Origin of the sequence: Paenibacillus polymyxa (genome assembly GCF_018614975.1) — a bacterium.
GTDB lineage: Bacteria > Bacillota > Bacilli > Paenibacillales > Paenibacillaceae > Paenibacillus > Paenibacillus polymyxa_E.
Genome location: NZ_JAGGNR010000020.1, coordinates 35,701 through 52,239, shown reverse-complemented (window position 1 = coordinate 52,239; position 16,539 = coordinate 35,701). Strand labels below are relative to the sequence as shown.

General features: G+C 43.2%; 17 protein-coding genes. 12 read left to right on the top strand and 5 right to left on the bottom strand.

What is annotated here, in order from left to right; all coding sequences use genetic code 11:
• Positions 1-94 precede the first annotated feature (94 nt).
• The 3 genes from J7E78_RS29445 (at position 95) to J7E78_RS18150 (ending at position 3,026) form a co-directional block, all read left to right on the top strand.
• Positions 95-223 carry a DUF6254 family protein gene (locus J7E78_RS29445; RefSeq protein WP_219845137.1) on the top strand — a complete coding sequence of 43 codons (129 nt, stop codon included), beginning with the start codon at positions 95-97 and terminating at the stop codon, positions 221-223.
• 362 nt (positions 224-585) lie between these two features.
• Positions 586-1,884: an NCS2 family permease gene (locus J7E78_RS18155; protein ID WP_215077599.1), complete on the top strand. Its 1,299-nt coding sequence runs from the start codon at positions 586-588 to the stop codon at positions 1,882-1,884.
• 158 nt (positions 1,885-2,042) lie between these two features.
• Positions 2,043-3,026, top strand: a complete 984-nt coding sequence (locus tag J7E78_RS18150; RefSeq protein WP_215077598.1) for an alpha/beta hydrolase — start codon at positions 2,043-2,045, stop codon at positions 3,024-3,026.
• 93 nt (positions 3,027-3,119) lie between these two features.
• Here the strand turns inward: J7E78_RS18150 and J7E78_RS18145 are convergent, their stop codons facing one another.
• Positions 3,120-4,472, bottom strand: coding sequence for an MATE family efflux transporter (locus tag J7E78_RS18145; protein ID WP_215077597.1), 1,353 nt, complete (start codon positions 4,470-4,472; stop codon positions 3,120-3,122).
• A 136-nt stretch (positions 4,473-4,608) separates the two neighbouring features.
• Between J7E78_RS18145 and J7E78_RS18140 the strand changes: the two genes are divergently transcribed.
• Positions 4,609-5,292 carry a TetR/AcrR family transcriptional regulator C-terminal domain-containing protein gene (locus tag J7E78_RS18140; RefSeq protein WP_215077596.1) on the top strand — a complete coding sequence of 228 codons (684 nt, stop codon included), beginning with the start codon at positions 4,609-4,611 and terminating at the stop codon, positions 5,290-5,292.
• 46 nt (positions 5,293-5,338) lie between these two features.
• Here J7E78_RS18140 and J7E78_RS18135 read toward each other — a convergent pair whose 3' ends face one another.
• On the bottom strand, positions 5,339-6,226 hold the full coding sequence (locus tag J7E78_RS18135) for a LysR family transcriptional regulator (protein WP_215077595.1): 888 nt from the start codon (positions 6,224-6,226) through the stop codon (positions 5,339-5,341).
• 160 nt (positions 6,227-6,386) lie between these two features.
• Between J7E78_RS18135 and J7E78_RS18130 the strand changes: the two genes are divergently transcribed.
• Complete coding sequence (locus J7E78_RS18130; protein ID WP_215077594.1) at positions 6,387-7,565, top strand: MFS transporter; 1,179 nt, start codon at positions 6,387-6,389, stop codon at positions 7,563-7,565.
• A gap of 107 nt (positions 7,566-7,672) precedes the next feature.
• Here J7E78_RS18130 and J7E78_RS18125 read toward each other — a convergent pair whose 3' ends face one another.
• Positions 7,673-7,954, bottom strand: coding sequence for a VOC family protein (locus J7E78_RS18125; RefSeq protein ID WP_311517652.1), 282 nt, complete (start codon positions 7,952-7,954; stop codon positions 7,673-7,675).
• Between the two features lie 8 nt (positions 7,955-7,962).
• Positions 7,963-8,622 carry a helix-turn-helix transcriptional regulator gene (locus J7E78_RS18120; protein ID WP_215077593.1) on the bottom strand — a complete coding sequence of 220 codons (660 nt, stop codon included), beginning with the start codon at positions 8,620-8,622 and terminating at the stop codon, positions 7,963-7,965.
• 166 nt (positions 8,623-8,788) lie between these two features.
• Here J7E78_RS18120 and J7E78_RS18115 point away from each other — a divergent pair, with 166 nt between their 5' ends.
• From J7E78_RS18115 to J7E78_RS18085, 7 genes are all read left to right on the top strand, one after another.
• Positions 8,789-10,147: an MFS transporter gene (locus J7E78_RS18115; RefSeq protein ID WP_215077592.1), complete on the top strand. Its 1,359-nt coding sequence runs from the start codon at positions 8,789-8,791 to the stop codon at positions 10,145-10,147.
• Positions 10,148-10,171: 24 nt separating this feature from the next.
• Positions 10,172-10,507, top strand: a complete 336-nt coding sequence (locus J7E78_RS18110; protein WP_215077591.1) for a winged helix-turn-helix transcriptional regulator — start codon at positions 10,172-10,174, stop codon at positions 10,505-10,507.
• A complete protein-coding gene (locus J7E78_RS18105) occupies positions 10,497-10,856 on the top strand; it encodes a HesB/IscA family protein (RefSeq protein WP_017688344.1) in 360 nt (119 codons plus the stop codon). The genes J7E78_RS18110 and J7E78_RS18105 overlap by 11 nt, the downstream gene beginning before the upstream one ends.
• Positions 10,857-10,877: 21 nt before the next feature.
• The gene (locus tag J7E78_RS18100) at positions 10,878-11,165 is read left to right on the top strand and encodes a Fe-S cluster assembly protein HesB (protein WP_215077590.1); all 288 of its coding nucleotides are present in this window, start codon (positions 10,878-10,880) and stop codon (positions 11,163-11,165) included.
• 196 nt (positions 11,166-11,361) lie between these two features.
• Positions 11,362-12,726 carry an MFS transporter gene (locus J7E78_RS18095; RefSeq protein WP_251035127.1) on the top strand — a complete coding sequence of 455 codons (1,365 nt, stop codon included), beginning with the start codon at positions 11,362-11,364 and terminating at the stop codon, positions 12,724-12,726.
• 70 nt (positions 12,727-12,796) lie between these two features.
• Positions 12,797-14,020, top strand: coding sequence for a macrolide family glycosyltransferase (locus J7E78_RS18090; RefSeq protein WP_215077588.1), 1,224 nt, complete (start codon positions 12,797-12,799; stop codon positions 14,018-14,020).
• A gap of 137 nt (positions 14,021-14,157) precedes the next feature.
• On the top strand, positions 14,158-15,387 hold the full coding sequence (locus J7E78_RS18085; RefSeq protein WP_215077587.1) for a multidrug effflux MFS transporter: 1,230 nt from the start codon (positions 14,158-14,160) through the stop codon (positions 15,385-15,387).
• Positions 15,388-15,553: 166 nt separating this feature from the next.
• On the opposite strand, the gene J7E78_RS18080 is transcribed toward J7E78_RS18085, so the two are convergent.
• Positions 15,554-16,528: a helix-turn-helix transcriptional regulator gene (locus J7E78_RS18080; protein WP_215077586.1), complete on the bottom strand. Its 975-nt coding sequence runs from the start codon at positions 16,526-16,528 to the stop codon at positions 15,554-15,556.
• Between the last annotated feature and the right edge of the window lie 11 nt (positions 16,529-16,539).

The following is a 16,539-nucleotide window of genomic DNA, read 5'->3' as shown; positions in this document are numbered from 1 at the left end:
TCTCTTATTACCTATGCTTGCAGAATAAAGTTGTCCAGAAATGACATCATAAAGAGGTAGTATACATCTCAGTTTCCAGAGGAGGATATCTTGTATGGCTGACCAGAAGAAACGCAAAGAAGCTGCCTGGAAGTCACGTAAGCAAGAACAGCATCCCCATGGCAAAATCAAATCGCTTAAAGAATTATCCAGCGAATATGAAGAGAAACCTACTACGAATTAAGCAAGAGACTGTCAGTGAACATTGCTGGCAGTCTTTCTTCATATATTGCAACATTGAGCAATACGTACATACTCTATTATTAATACGAATGAACACAAGATATATTGTCTGTATTGTTCGTGAATAACTGTGAACAAATCGTTAATTCATTGACATTGCATGTAATTTTAATTAGAATACGAAATGGATTTCAGGTTGAAAACAGATATGAGTATCTTTATGTTTAGTTTAGAACTTAGCTGTTGAATCTTTAAATCCTAACAACGAATATAGGAGCGACAATATTACAATCCTATATGAAGATTAGGATTTTTTGTTTTTAGCTTTGGAGTATAATTTGAAGGTTGGAGGCTGGCTTTACCATGGACAAATGGTTCAAACTTAAAGAACGAGGCACGACCATCCCCACAGAAATTATCGCAGGGGTTACAACATTCTTCACAATGGTATACATAGTTATCGTAAACCCAGGAATACTCAGCAGCACAGGCATGGACTTTAACGGAGTATTCATAGCAACGGTACTGGCAAGTATTGTGGGAACTCTGATTATGGGAATATGGTCCAATTATCCAATCGTCATCGCGCCGGGTATGGGCCTGAATGCATTCTTTGCCTATAGCGTAGTTGGAGGATATGGCGTGTCTTGGCAGGTTGCACTGGGAGCCGTATTTATAGCAGGGATTTTGTTTATCATTTTATCACTGACTTCATTCCGTTACATGTTGCTTGATGCAATTCCTGCAAGCTTGAAACATGCCATAACCGCAGGGATCGGATTGTTTATTACAACGGTAGGTTTGCAAAATGCCGGGATTATTGCCGATTCAGAATCGAATTTGATTACGATCGGAAACTTGGCTGAGCCAATGGCTTATCTGACCATTATCGGATTGATTATCACCGTTGTGCTGATGGCTTATAATGTGAAGGGTTACCTGTTCATCGGAATGGTGGTAACAGCGATACTTGCCTGGATCATGGGACTATTCCAAATGCCGGAATCGATTGTATCCATGCCGCAAGGCCTCGCTTCAACGGCTTTACAACTGGATTTGGCAGGTGTATTCTCGAATGGTTTATATACGATCATATTTACATTCCTGCTGATCACGCTGTTTGATACGACGGGCACGATGCTCGGTGTTGCTGAACAAGCAGGATTGCTGAAGGATGGGAAATTCCCACGCTCGCGCGGAGCACTATTGGCAGATGCCGTAGGAACAACCAGTGGCGCTTTGCTCGGAACAAGTCCAACATCGGCTTACATCGAGTCCAGCACAGGGGTGGCTGCAGGCGGAAGAACGGGACTGACAGGGGTAACGGTAAGTGTGCTGCTTGCGCTGACCTTGTTTTTCACACCGATCGTAAGTGTAATTTCAAGCATTCCGGCGATCACTTCTCCGGCACTGATTATTGTTGGATACTTTATGATTAACGTTATCAGCAAAATCAAATGGGATGATCTCGAAGAAGCATTTCCTGCCTTCCTGATTATCATCCTTACTCCATTGACGCATAGTATTGCGACAGGCATCGGCGTAGGTTTCATCTTTTATCCGGTACTCAAGCTGCTTCGTGGAAAAGGTAAAGATGTTCATCCAATCTTCTACATTTTTGCAGTATTGTTTTTCATTCAGCTTGTGTTCCTGGACCACTAAAAATGGTCTAATCCTATGGAGAACTGCTCTCAACAAGCAGCTCTCTTTTTTTTGTAGTTCATACTCCGTTCATATTCCCGTCACGAAGGGTACATCTTGCATGGTTACACTAGACCTATGTCGTAAGAGCGGCACTACAGATATAAAGACAGGAGAAGATGGATGTGGCAGAAACAGTGGATACAACAACAACGGGGACTAAGGGCCGTAAAAAACGGAACTTATGGTTAAAAATAATAGGTGGTATTGTCGGCGCGCTGGTGCTGTTCATGGGCATTACGTTTGTCGTTCATACGATAAGTAATGGGGCCGAGAAAAAGAAAATTGAATCGTACGGCCAGTATGTTAATGTCGATGGGAAGAATATGAATGTGTCCATTCAAGGAAGCGGAGAACAAACCATCGTGCTACTTCCCGGACAAGGAACACCGTCACCAGTACTTGATTTCAAATTGTTAATCGATGAATTGACGCCTGATTACAAAGTTGTGGCGATTGAGCCTTTCGGTTATGGGTTAAGCGACCAAACCGAAACGGAGAGAACCACCGAGAATATTGTTAGTGAAATTCATGAAGCTGTACAGCAGCTCGGTATAGATCGTTATATTCTGATGGGGCATTCCATCACGGGACTGTACGCGGCGACTTATGTGAACACGTATCCGGATGAAGTCTCTGCTTTTGTCGGGATCGATAGCAGTGTTCCGAATCAACCCGGCATGGATGTTAAATTACCTTTGAACTTAATGAAATTCCTTCAAAAATCAGGCTTAATGAGAGTACTCAATAAAGTAAGTGGTGATTCATATGCATCACTTGCCTATGATGAACATACCAAAGAACAGATGAAGTTGATTTCTAATCAAGTCTCGACCAATCCGACATTAGTAAATGAGCTTAAACACCTGGGTTCCAATTTCAAAAATGGAGAAAAACTCACTTATCCTAGTGATCTGCCAGTGCTTCTCTTTGTTCAATCCAATAACGAGAAAAACCCGCAGTGGATTCCGTTACATGAAGAACAAGTCAAACAATCCGCACAGGGCAAAATGATCCCGATGGAAGGTTCACATTACCTGCATCATACGAAATACAAAGAAATTGCCGAGGAATTCAAATCTTACATGAAACAAATTCAATAGGATGATTGATCATTGAACTGAAGTGTTGTAATAATTGAAGGCAGGATTGAGGGGGATACCCTTATCCTGCCTTCTTTCGTTTTTTTTGGTTAACTACTGTACCAAATGTTCCAGATCCGGCTGCAATTTGGTCCGCAAAACATATAACATGATGGCCCCAACAAGAAACGCCACGGCATCCGCAATAACGAGCGACCAGATCACTCCATGAAAGCCATTCATTTGATTAGCGATATACAAAACAGGAATTAGCGTAACTCCTTGAATTATGGACATAACAAACGCGGGGGTTCCTTGAGCTGTTGCTTGGAAGATCCCCATAAACAAAGAAGTCATTCCTGTAATAAACAAGGATAAGAAGGTTACATGAAGAATGTAGCTACCCATTTCAATTAATTGCGGGTCAGTCGTAAATAAACCAATCAAGTGGTCAGAGATCAGATAAACGATAACACCGAACAGGACGGCTAAGCCCAAAATAGCTTTGATCGTGAATCCAATGGTTTGTTTCATGCGTAATTTGTTCGCTGTGAATGAGAAGGCAATCAACGGCACAACTCCCTCGCACAAGCCCATCAGAATAAATTCAGGAAATTGCAATAAACGTGATGAGATTCCATACCCCGCAACGGCCTGATCCCCATATTCAACAAGAAAAAGGTTAAGAATAAGCGACATTGCACCCAAGAAGACACTCATAACAAAGACGGGAACACCGATTTTGAACACATTGCTCAGGATGTCCTTCGTCACTTTGAACCATTTTAGGGAGACGGTTAAGAATTGACTCTTATAACTCATATGGTAAGCGTAAAATGCACTCGCAACCAAGTTGGAGATGACGGTAGCAGATGCAACGCTACTCACGCCCCAATGGAAGACAAAAATGAATAGTGCATCAAGAACAATATTTATAACAACACTGAGAATCATACCGGTCATTGAGGTGATTGCTGAACCTTCTGAGCGCACGATATTCTCCAGCGTGAAGAATAAGATGACGAAGGGTGAACCCATAAGCATAATCGTGACATACTCTTTCGTGAATCCAAAGGACTCTGGCGTTGCCCCCAGCCCATGAACGATTGGTTCGATCAGCGGGAGCCCAACGGCCATCACAATAATCCCGAGAACTAAACTACTGTAAAAGGCAAATGAAGATACATGCTTCAGATCATCTACTTTTTTCTCTCCCAGCAAACGAGAGATGAATGTACCGCTACCTATACCAATTAAATTACCAAGAGCCATGATAACCGCGAATAAAGGTAAAGTTAATGCGAGTGCGGTTAACATTGCCGTATTACCCAGTGTGCCAAGGAAATAGGCATTCAAGATGGAGTAAATAACACTCATTGACGTGCCTAGCATCATTGGGACAGCAAAGTGAGCTACGGCTTTGGCGATTGGTGCTTTTTCAAAGTAATGGAGGTTTTCTGCATCCATGTGGGTCACTACTTTCTTCGTTAATATTGATCTAATCTAACACCGTTAGATTGAACCTTACAGTGTTAGATGTTATCATGAACTTATGGACCTGTAAAGCATAAACTTACACTGTTAGATAAAAGGGCGGATACCGATGAAAAAACAACAACCTCAGATTTCGGAAGATAAGATCTTGGAAATTTCGTGGGAACTTCTTGGAGAAGAGGGCATCGAGAAATTCAGCATGAGACGCTTGGCAGACAAGCTGGGGATTCAGGCTCCATCTCTATACTGGTACTTCAAGAGCAAGCAGACACTCTACCAGCGTCTGGCCAACCAGATATCGAAAATTATTCTGGATGAGTTTCACACTGAAGGGGACTGGAAGGAGCAGATGGAGGGGCTTGCGGTGACGGTACGTAATGTGCTCAGCCGATACCCGTGCTCCACACAGCTCATGATGATGACGCTGCCCCATGAACCGGACATGATCCGCTTCACCAACCGCATGTTGCTCTGCATGGAATCAACACCACTAGAGCAAGAGCAGAAATTACAGGCCGTTCTTACACTGGTCAACTATGTATTCTATTTCGTACTGGACGATTATCAGCATCAGCGCAATATATCTGCTGTTCTTAAGGACCAGGAAGCACTTCAGGGTGAAGAGATGATCCACCTTCTGGATTCTATGAGTGAGAAGGAAGCTGGACTTTTCAGCAGGATGTATAAGAGCGGTATGTTTGAGGTGATGGGAACCGACGGAGCTTTCGAGTTCGGCTTGAAGCTTATTTTGCTCGGGATCGAACAAGTGATAAAGAAACCCACCGAGGAATAAACCCCGGTGGGTTTCTGCTTGTACTCACGTTAATCCCTTTATCAGTCTAAAATTTTGCCTGAATTTCTTTTAAAAACAAATCCGCAGCAGTCGAAAAGACCTGATGTTTTTTCCAAACGATATTTAACCCAGATTCGAGTCGTGGCTCCAGAGGTCTGAAACAAAGGTCACTTTCACTAGACGTATTCACTATTTTATCAAGTGTTAATGCATAACCAATGCCTTCTTCAACCATAATGGCAGCATTGTATGCAAGATTGTATGTAGTAACCACGTTTAATTTGTCAAAATCTTCACCAAACCAATCCGCAAACTCATTTTTCGAAAATGTCTGCTTCATCGACTGTCGTGAACAGATCAGTGGAACATGTAATAAGTCTGTTGATTGAATCGCATCTTTGGAGGCAAGTGGACTTTCTTTTCTCATAACCACTCCCCAAACATCCTTGTCAGAGAAATTAACATAGTTATATTTGGAGACATCCGCTGGCTGGATTAGAATACCGAAGTCAAGAAGTCCCTTGTCAAGCCGCTCAGTTACATCATCTTCATTACCGCTGTATAGGTGATAGCGTATATTGGGATATTTGTTCTGCACATCTTTTGCCACTCTTGCAATCTGTTTCATGGCTTCCGTTTCTCCACCGCCAATATAAATATCACCACTTATGGTTTCTTCCATGGATTGAAATTCTGCCTCTAATTTATCGACCATACCCACAATTTCTTCAGCTCTATTTCTTAAAAGCATACCTTCATCTGTGAGAATAATACTGTAACTACTGCGAATAAATAATTTCTTTCCCAACTCTTGTTCAAGGTCTTTCAATTGTCTTGACAACGTTGGTTGCGTAACATGCAAGAAATCAGCAGCGCGTGTAATGCTTCCTTCTCTGGCGACCGTAAGAAAATAACGCAATACTCTAAACTCCATCGTAACTCCTCCTTTATCCCTTATATTCTACAATAAACCTTACAGAAATGCCTTTAAAGCATATCTTGTTATAAGATATGAGTATTTGCTATATGGTGTACAAACGCTAAACTAAAGAGCGAGACAACAAGAGAAGAAACGGAAGGGAATGATTTGGCATATGACAACTAAACGAAACCACCTGCTTGTCTTTATACTGACCTTTGGTGTATTCAGTATTTTAAATACGGAGATGGGCGTAATCGGAATCTTGCCTTTGATTGCAGAACATTACGAGGTCAGTATCTCAACCGCTGGTTTGATTGTGAGTCTTTTTGCGCTTGCGGTTGCTGTATCTGGCCCCATTTTACCCTTATTATTTTCGGGCATGAATCGCAAACATGTTATGTTGTTCGTGCTTGGCATTTTTATTGTGGGCAGCCTGGTCTCCGCCATCACATCAGACTTTACGGTATTGGTCATTGCACGTGTCGTTCCAGCTTTTTTCCATCCTGTCTATTGCTCATTGGCATTTACGGTCGCAGCGGCGTCAGTACCCAAGGAAGAAGCGCCGAAGGCAGTGGCTAAAGTATTTGTAGGCGTGTCGGCAGGCATGGTACTTGGAGTACCCCTTTCGAGCTTGATTGCCACCAGCACATCGTTGTTCTATGCGATGTTGTTCTTTGCCGCCGTAACGATCGTCGCATTTGTAGCAACACTTCTTTTTGTGCCCTCAATGCCAGCTACGAAAAAACTCTCTATGGGTAATCATCTGTATGTATTGAGAAGATCCGTGATGTGGCTATCCATTGCTGGCGTGATTTTCATGAACGGAGCTGTATTTGGGGTCTATAGTTACCTTGCTGAGTTTCTGAAAACCGTGACAAGATATGACTGGAACACCGTCAGTGTGTTGTTATTTCTATATGGCTTGGCCAATATGGTTGGGAACATGATAGCAGGGAAACTGCTCGCTAATTTCCCTTTAAGAACGATCAAGATGTACCCCATTGCATTAATAACAGTATACATCTTGTTGTTCACCTTCGGACAATTCAATGTGCCAACAGCCATCCTTATTTTCATTTGGGGGATCATAGGAGGCATAGGCGGCAACATCACTCAATATTGGGTGGTATCGGCAGCACCAGAGGCACCCGAATTGTCGAATGGGATCTTTCTAACCTCATCCAACCTGGGAACAACACTTGGTGCTAGTGTATGTGGACTAATCGTAACTGGAATAAGTACACAATATATTGTAGTTGGAGGAATCGTATTCCTTATCTTTAGTATCGTAACGAATTACTTCAGAATCTCCATGACTGGCCGATTCGAGGGTTCAAAAGTTGAAGGATAAGAGGCGGACGTAGTGATAGGCGTTATACATTACCGTTTCGGCATTTTACTCTCATCCATGTATAGCAGGTTCCAGCGGTGACCGTCCAGGTCGGCAAATCCCGCGCCTTACATCCAGCCATCTATTTCACCCGGCTTGCCAAAGATGGTTCCTCCAGCTAACTCGACTTTTTCAATAAAAACATCCACTTCTTCTCTGCTGTCAGCACCAATCGAAAATATCACTTCTGCGCTATGGGAAGTATCTGCCGTTTTGGCACCTGTAAATTTCTCAAACGTTGCATCCAGAAACAGTAGAATCGTTGTTGAGCCTATGACAAGCTGGGCTCTCTCGTTGCCAACATTCTCCCCATGGAATCCAATCTCATTGAAAAAGGTAGTGGATTTCACAACATCTTTCACCGGCAGGTTTGCCTAACGGTGTATACGCAGTTTCTTCCTCCGGCTAGAATGTATTCTCCACGTTCAATATGAACATTATCGCCTAGAACTGTTTTGAATAAATGTAACTCATTCTTGCATAAACCGGTACATACCGCGGCCGCTTCACAGATCGGACAATGCTTCTCAATGAATAGGAGACTGCCATCACCCTGCTCCTTAACCTCGGCCATATAACCTTCATTGGTGCGAATTTCGGCCAATTTCTCCAATCTCTCTCTGACTCCTGATGAATCGCCAAGATGTTGAAGATATTGTTCTTGCATATTTTTATTTCGAACATCCAGCAGCTTGTCCAGCCCTTCAGTACCAAAAGCTTCTTTCATCGAATTGATAAGGCTGACGGATAAATCCGAATATCCACTTGGAAAAAAACGATTAGCTGCGGAAGTTAATATCCATAGCTTGGTGGGTCGACCCATAGGACGGGCCTCTTCCACAGTGGTAACCAATCCTTCTTCTTTTAGCGCATTCAGATGTTGCCGAATAGCCATTCCAGATAACGAAAACTGAGTGGAGAGTGCCATAACATCCATTCCCCCGCGCTCTTTTAACAGATTAATAATTGCTCTCCGGGTACTGGTCGAGGCATCCTTTTTGGTTTGATTTCCGCTCATGGTGCACCTCCTTTTGAAACAACTGAATCTTCATGACTAACTACATTTTAAACAAAAATGTTGACAAAGTCAAAACCGAACTGTAGCTTAGACATTATAAACAAAAATGTTTACTAAGTATCCGGATACGATGTATACATACCAATTTTCTTGGAGGTCACATTTCATGTCGTCTAATCATCAAAGTATTTTCAGCCCGCGTTATTTTGCATTATCCATAGGGATTATTTTGTCAGTGATGGCCGTTGGATTCGAAGGTTTATCCGTCACCACCATTGCTCCTTCCATTGCTGGAGACTTGAACGGTCTTAGCCTGTTCGGGTGGATATTCAGTACATATCTGCTTGCGCAGATTATCGGAACGCTGGTCGTCGGTCGGATCATTGATAAAAGAGGACCTGCAGCACCGTTCACTTTTGCACTTCTGTTGTTTATCGTAGGGCTGATCGCTGCCGCAACCGCAGGCGACATGTATACCATGATAGGATCACGGGCTCTACAGGGTTTGGGTGCCGGAGCTATGATGACTTGTGTGTATACAGCTATATCGTTAAGTTACCCGGATGAGTTGCGTGCCAAAATTCTTGGAGCATTTGGTACTGCCTATGTTCTTCCGTCCATGCTCGGTCCATATGTAGCAGGAGTTATCGCAGATCAGTGGTCCTGGCGCTTTGTTTTCTGGGGGATCTTACCCGTGCTGGTGGTTTCAGCATTGCTTAGTTTACCTGCCTTCAGGAAATTAAAAGTGCAGAAGACGGGAGGGGATAGCGGATCTTCATCCACTTGGATGGCGTTACTCTTAACGTTGGGTACAGGGATTTTCCTGGTTGGTCTAAGTAGGCTTCCGAGCATTATGGGATTTGTTTTAGTCATAATTGGCTTTGTATTGATGATATTTCCTCTCCGTAAATTACTACCGAAGGGAACACTTACGTTGCGCAGAGGAATGCCAGCTATTTTGGCAACACGTGGATTGTTCTTCGCTGCCTATACTAGTACACAGAATTTCTTGGTATTGGCTCTAATCGACGTGAAAGGAATTACACCTTCACAAGCCGGATTAATTGTCGCGAGTGCTGCATTAAGTTGGTGTATCATTGCGTATCTGCAAGGACGATGGGATGCGGCAGATCAGGGCCGTGGACGTCATATGAGAATTTTTCTTGGGGTATTGCTGCTTGCGATAGGGATTGCCATCGTATTTTGGGTACCTGTTGTGACCATTACCATCGCAGTTCTTGGTCAGATCATTGCAGGAGTTGGTATTGGATTGGCGCATCCGATTAGCGGTGTTGTCGCATTTTCCCAAACGGGGGAGGAAGGCGTGGGCCAAACCTCAGCAAATCTGCAATTTGCAGATTCTTTTACACCTGGTGTAGTGATCGGCATTGGTGGTTCCATCCTTGTCGTGTGTCAGGCTGGCGGTATGTCACTTCAATCCGGCTTAATTGTAGCCATGGGTTTCCATCTCTTGTTGATCGTCACGAGTATCATTGCCAGCACTCGGATCTCAGCACGCGGATGAATAAGAAAGTGGGTGTACAGACCATTGTTCACTGAAGATCCGAATAAACTATTTACAGCTTATCGCATCATCGGAACGAAATGGACGATCCATATTTTATGTGCTCTGTCTCAAGGCCCGAAGAGATTCGGTGAAATATTCGATAACATTCCTTCCATTTCTGAAATGATCCTCTCCAGACGTTTAAAGGGTCTTCAACATGATCATTTGGTCAAAAGAACAATACTGACACGCCCTACACAAATTATTTATGAACTTACGCCAAAAGGAGCTGCTCTTGCAGCATTCATACCCTGTCTAATGGACTGGGATACCAAATTTCAAAATGATACCACCGGGAGGAATAAAGATGATCATTGAGGTCAGTGATACAGCATCGGACAAAATCGTTGAGATCTTATCAAGTGCGGATATCCAAAATGCCTTCCTTAGAGTAGGCGTTGATGAAGGGGGATGCAGTGGTTTATCTTATACTCTTATCGTGGATGAACAGCAGGCAGAAGAAGACATTGTGTTAAATAAAAAGCAATTTAAGATATTGGTTCACGCGAACAGTATTCCATATATTGATGGTCTTGAGATTGACTATGAAGAGAGCGGAATGTTAGGCGGATTCACCATGAATAATCCAAATGCCAAAGTTTCGTGTGGATGCGGGGCCAGTTTCAGAATGGCCAATTATCGTGGCGAAGTGAAAAAATGTGATTAATGAAGGAAGGAGTGCAGAGCAATGATCTCATTTGTAATATCTGAACAAGCAATCGATTCATTTAAGAATGAATGGGAATTGGAAGAGGACCAGTATGTAAGGATTTATGCAAAATATGTTGGAGGAGGCTCCGATGCTTTTACAATTGGCATCAATGCGAGTGCTACACCGGTCGATCCCGCATTGGTTCAATGTATTGGAGGATTTCATTTCTTTGTTGAAAAAACAGATGCCTGGATCCTGCAGGATGAACTTCTCCAAATTGACTGTAATGAAAATGGCATATTTTCAAGCAAAATCTCCTATTGAACATGGGAATCCTATTCTAGACCATGATCTTACTTTTTAAACATTTCACTTTACAAAGTATAACACTTCATGTATATTCAGGAAGAAAAAAGGTTTATTTTACCATAATATCCATCAAATTATGGAGGTGTGGAAGACAAACAACAATCAGATTGGGATTTTTGATGCTCAGTACAGGGCGCCTACAATTGGAATTATGCTGGTTCTGGCAACCGTAGCTTTTGAAGGACTGGCTATCACAACGATTGCCGCGAAAATGGCACAAAGTTTAGAGGGTATTCATTTATACGGTTGGATTTTCAGTGCATTTTTGTTATCTCAGCTTATTGGAACTTTGGTTATGGGTCAGCAGATTGACAAGCGCGGTGTTTTTACATCCATGCTGATATCTTTTAGTGTTTTTGTGTTAGGAACTGTGGTCTCCGCTATTTCTTTCGATATGCACATGCTTATTGCGGGAAGAGCCCTTCAAGGTTTTGGAGCGGGGGCCCTGATCACATGCGTTTATACCTGTGTGACGTTACATTACCCAGATACACTTCGTACTCAAATCCTGGCCGCATTCTCCATGGCATTTGTCCTGCCTACCTTAATTGGACCTTATGCAGCAGGCCTTATAGCTTCCTACATCTCGTGGCGATATGTTTTCTGGATCGTTTTACCCTTGATTGGAATAGCGCTCAGTCTCACATTCCGTTCTTTTCGTAATTTGCAGCTTCAGCAAGATCTGACAGGTCCAGCGCGAGCAACCGACTCAAAGATTATGTATGCGATTCTGCTTGCCGTTGGAACGGGGCTGTTACTCACAGGACTTGGTATGATAACCGATTGGAAAGGTATATTACTCACTTTGGGTGGGTTAGTCGTCATGATCACACCAATGCGTAAATTGCTGCCTGTGGGCACTTTTTCGGTAAAAAAAGGATTGCCTGCTACTTTGGTTTCGAGAGGGCTATATGTTGCTTGTTATTTTACAACGGAAAGTTTTGTGATCTTGGCACTAACCGAAGTGAAGGGGTTAGCAGCTGACCTTGCTGGCCTCATTGTAGCAGCAGGTTCTCTGAGCTGGTCCGCCGCAGCGTGGTTGCAAGCCAAGCTTGATGCACGAGATCAAGGTCGTGCCCGAAAGGGCAGAGTCATGACCGGCATTGGGATTATGATCGTTGGAACTGTACTTGTGATCCTGGCTCTTATTTTGACGGACGGCGGGATTATACTCATCCTTCTCTCACAAATGATTACAGGGTTTGGTGTTGGATTGGCGAACCCTACAACGGCAGCCATTGCTTTACAACATGCCTTGCCCAGGAAAGAGGGAGAAATGTCCGCGAATCTGCAATTTGTGGATTCCTTCTATATGGGCGTAAGCATTGGAGTTGGTGGCGCTCTGATTGCCTTGTCCGAAACGTTACAGTGGGGCATATCGACAGGTGTATTGATCGTGTTAACACTGCAATTACTATGGGTCTTGTTAAGTTTCTTGGCATCACTACGAATTACCAAACTCGTTCATCAAGAACATCATCCAATCAGCCAGGTGAAAGACAACATATCTATATAACGGATGACTACAGCGTCGCTAAATACATCACGAAGAACGGGGGGACTAATTGCATTGGGAGGTAGTTAAGATGGCACGTGTATTAGTAGTCATTACTCCAGCTGAAGGACATGTGAATCCATCGTTAGGATTAGTTACTCAGTTGATAGACAATGGTGAGGAAGTCATCTATGTGTGCACGGAGGAGTACCGTTCCCGAATTGAACAAACCGGTGCCCAGATCATTACCTATCCATTTCCACAAGATGCCTTCTCTCATGATCCGGTGTTGAAACCCCAGGAATACAAGCATTCTTATCAGTTCATTTATATGATGGTAAGCGGTATTATCCGGAGAATCATCCCCAATGTACTGCAGGTGATAGAGGATCAAAAGTTCGATTATATGATCTTTGATTCCCTGATGGGATGGGGAGGGACTATTCTTGCAGAAAAACTGGGAATTCCTGCGGTGTGCTCGATTGCGTCCTTTGCTTTTGTGGAGCCTCTGGGGTCTAGCTCAGTTCTGAATGAGACGGAGACGAAGGAGCTCTATGAGACTACGATGAAGATCACAACGGAGTTAGCCGAAGAGTTTCAAGTGAGTATTCCAGCCATGGAAGAGATTCCGGCACATGCAGGTCAGTTAAAGCTTGTGTACACCAGCCGTTATTTTCAGCCGCAGGCAGAAAAGCTGGATGATCGTTTTATTTTCACAGGTCCTTCGATCATAACACGTCAAGATGCTCCAACCTTCTCGTTTGAGTTGCTTCGTGAACGATACCCGCAAACCGTGTACATTGCTATGGGTACGATCTTAAATAAAAATTTGGATTTCTATCAGCTTTGCTTTGAAGCATTAGGGGATCTACCCGTGAATGTTGTTTTATCTTCAGGAAAATATACGGATATGGAGCCGCTGGCTGATCAAATACCTCCTAATTTTATCGTCAAGCCATACATTGCCCAGTTGGACATGCTGCAGCATACCGATGTGTTTATTACACATGCTGGAATGAACAGCACGAGTGAGGCGTTATATTACAACGTTCCGATGGTGATGATTCCATTAACATCGGATCAGCCTCTTGTCGCCAAGCGGGTACAGGAGCTCGGCGCGGGTATTACTTTAAATAAACATAACCTCAGTGCAACTGATTTGAGAAAGGCATTAACAGAAGTACTACACAATTCGCTTTACAGACGGCAGGCTTACCTCATTGGTGAATCTTTAAGGCAGGCTGGTGGTTACAAGCAAGCTGCCGAAATGATTATGAATCATATGGGTTCAGGCCGGGGAAGTTACACAATTTAATGGTCTTCCATTCAAAGTCGCTTAATCAGCGGCTTTTTTGGTTTTAATAGTCTCAAGACTTGACCTACAGTTAACTCTATGTCTTATACTCCGATTAGGCTTGCAAATTATATAAGGAATTGGAGATTTTATTTATCATGGCAAAGAGCACGAATTGGAATGTTTTTGGACTTGCAGTACTACTAGGTTTATTTTCTACATTAGGTCCATTTACGATTGATATGTATTTACCGGCATTTCCGGAGATTGCACAAAATATGAATACAACGGCATCACTTGTACAATTTAGCCTTACCGCATGTTTATTAGGACTGGGTGTAGGACAACTCGTAATGGGTCCTTTGAGTGACGCGTTCGGTAGACGTAGACCATTGTTGATCTGCATGGCAGCCTATATTATTTGTTCCTTGGCATGTGCATTTGCACCGAATATTGGACTATTGATTTTGTTTCGTTTCACACAAGGATTTGCGGCTTCAGCTGGAATCGTCATTTCCCGTGCGATAGCTAGAGATCTGTACAGTGGACATGAACTCACTAAATTTTTCTCTTTGCTGTTGCTTGTAGGGAATTTGGGGCCTCTGGCAGCACCGATTGCGGGAAGTGGAATTCTTTCATTCACAACATGGGTTGGCGTGTTTATCTGCCTTTCATTCCTGGGGATTTTCTTATTGGTCATGACAAAGTGGAGCTTAAAAGAAACACACCCTATTGAAAGACGTATGGTTCCTGACTTCAAACAGCAATTGGGTAATTACAGAATGCTTCTGCGTGACCGCAAGTTTGTTGGTTACATGCTGGCACAGGGAATCATGACGGCAGGGGTCTTTGCTTATGTGGCGGGAACACCATTTATTTACCAAAATATATATGGAGTCACACCCACAGTTTTTGCTATACTGTTTGCTTCAAACGGCATCAGCTTGATCATCGGATCTCAAATCGTGGGTCGATTGGCCAAACGTATCCCTGAGCAGACCCTGCTATTATCTGGTCTATGGCTTGCTATAATAGCAAGTGTTGCTGCTTTGGTGGTAACTTTAGTTCATGGTCCACTTTTCGCTTTGGTCATTCCATTGTTCTTCTTCGTTTGCTCGATCGGAATTACGTCTACTGCGGCATTTCCGCTTGCCATGGAGAGTCAGGCTAAGATGGCCGGAAGTGCAGCAGCACTGCTCGGCGTTGTTCCTTTTCTTCTGGGTGCACTGGTTGCTCCTCTGGTCGGTATCGCAGGTGAAGACACTGCCGTCCCGTTAGGACTCACTTTATTAATGACCAGTATCATTGCGATTGTTACTTATTTCCTACTCGTTAAAAACGTCCCGCAGCATACACCTAATCATGCCCAGTCTAATGCTGACTTTTAGTATAGAAGGAACAGCTCGCCAAGCATTGGCGTGAGACATGAATGAATATGATTCCATTACAAGTCGCTAACACAGCGGCTTTTTTTGGTTTCCCGTGCTGAATCCTCAGCCTGAATTCAGGTAAGGCATTGTTAGAAAATGGAGAGACTTGGTAGGAGGGGGCTGCTCACTGCTTCATTTGATATAAGCTTAATCTCTCTTGTACAGCATTCAGGGCTTCTTTCGGAATCTCCTTCACCTTGATATCTTTTCCTAGAAAAAGCAACCAATTGGTAACTTCGGTTAATTCTTCTGAGTTATGAACATTCATAAATGCCTTTAGGAGAGCCGTAGTCTGGTATGGATTTGTATAGGCAATGGAAAACTTTAAAGGATGGTATTTTTTGAATTGCGCAATCGCCTTTGGGCCAAGTTCCAGGACAAGGTTGATAACTTCTTCCTGCGTATTTCGTTTGAGTTGTTCTACAATCTTTTTTGTACTCAGTCTTTTTTTCGCCGGGTATGCTTCGACATGGATGAGGTTGTCAACGGATACGATTCGTCTCTTTTCTTCCTCCAAGTCAAAACCTTCAATGATCCAATGGCCTTTTTGATGATGAAGCTGCAAGAGAACAATGGGATAGGACTTTGTTTTCTTCTCTTCTTGGACAGTAACTAACAAATAACGTTCTATAAGCAGAATTTGGATGAGTTTTTCTAAGGTAGGGTGAGGCAGGTCTGATAGATCAAGCAAGTCTGGATTATGGGGATTGGTCCCTTCAAAAAGCAATATTTGATTCAAGTGCACAAGGTCATCTTGCTGATTTTCGGAGATAAGGCCCAATAATTTTTCAGCCAAAGATTGACGACTCTTTAGATAAGGAAGCTGTTGATTTCTTGTCGCCATAAAGGCAATGAATAACGCTTTGATTTCATTATCGGTAAACCGGACCGTGGGCAGGAGGGAGTTGTTCATGACAAAATAACCCCCGTCCCGCCCAACTTCAGCGACAAGTGGCATTCCCATGGCTTCAATTTCTCTGATATCTCGAATGGCTGTTGAACGAGAAATATTAAATTCTCGCATGATTTCAGAGATAGTAAAGTGTGCACGGTTATTGATATACCGCGTGATGGTATTAATGCGTTCAACTTTTTTCATTGGGCCCCCTA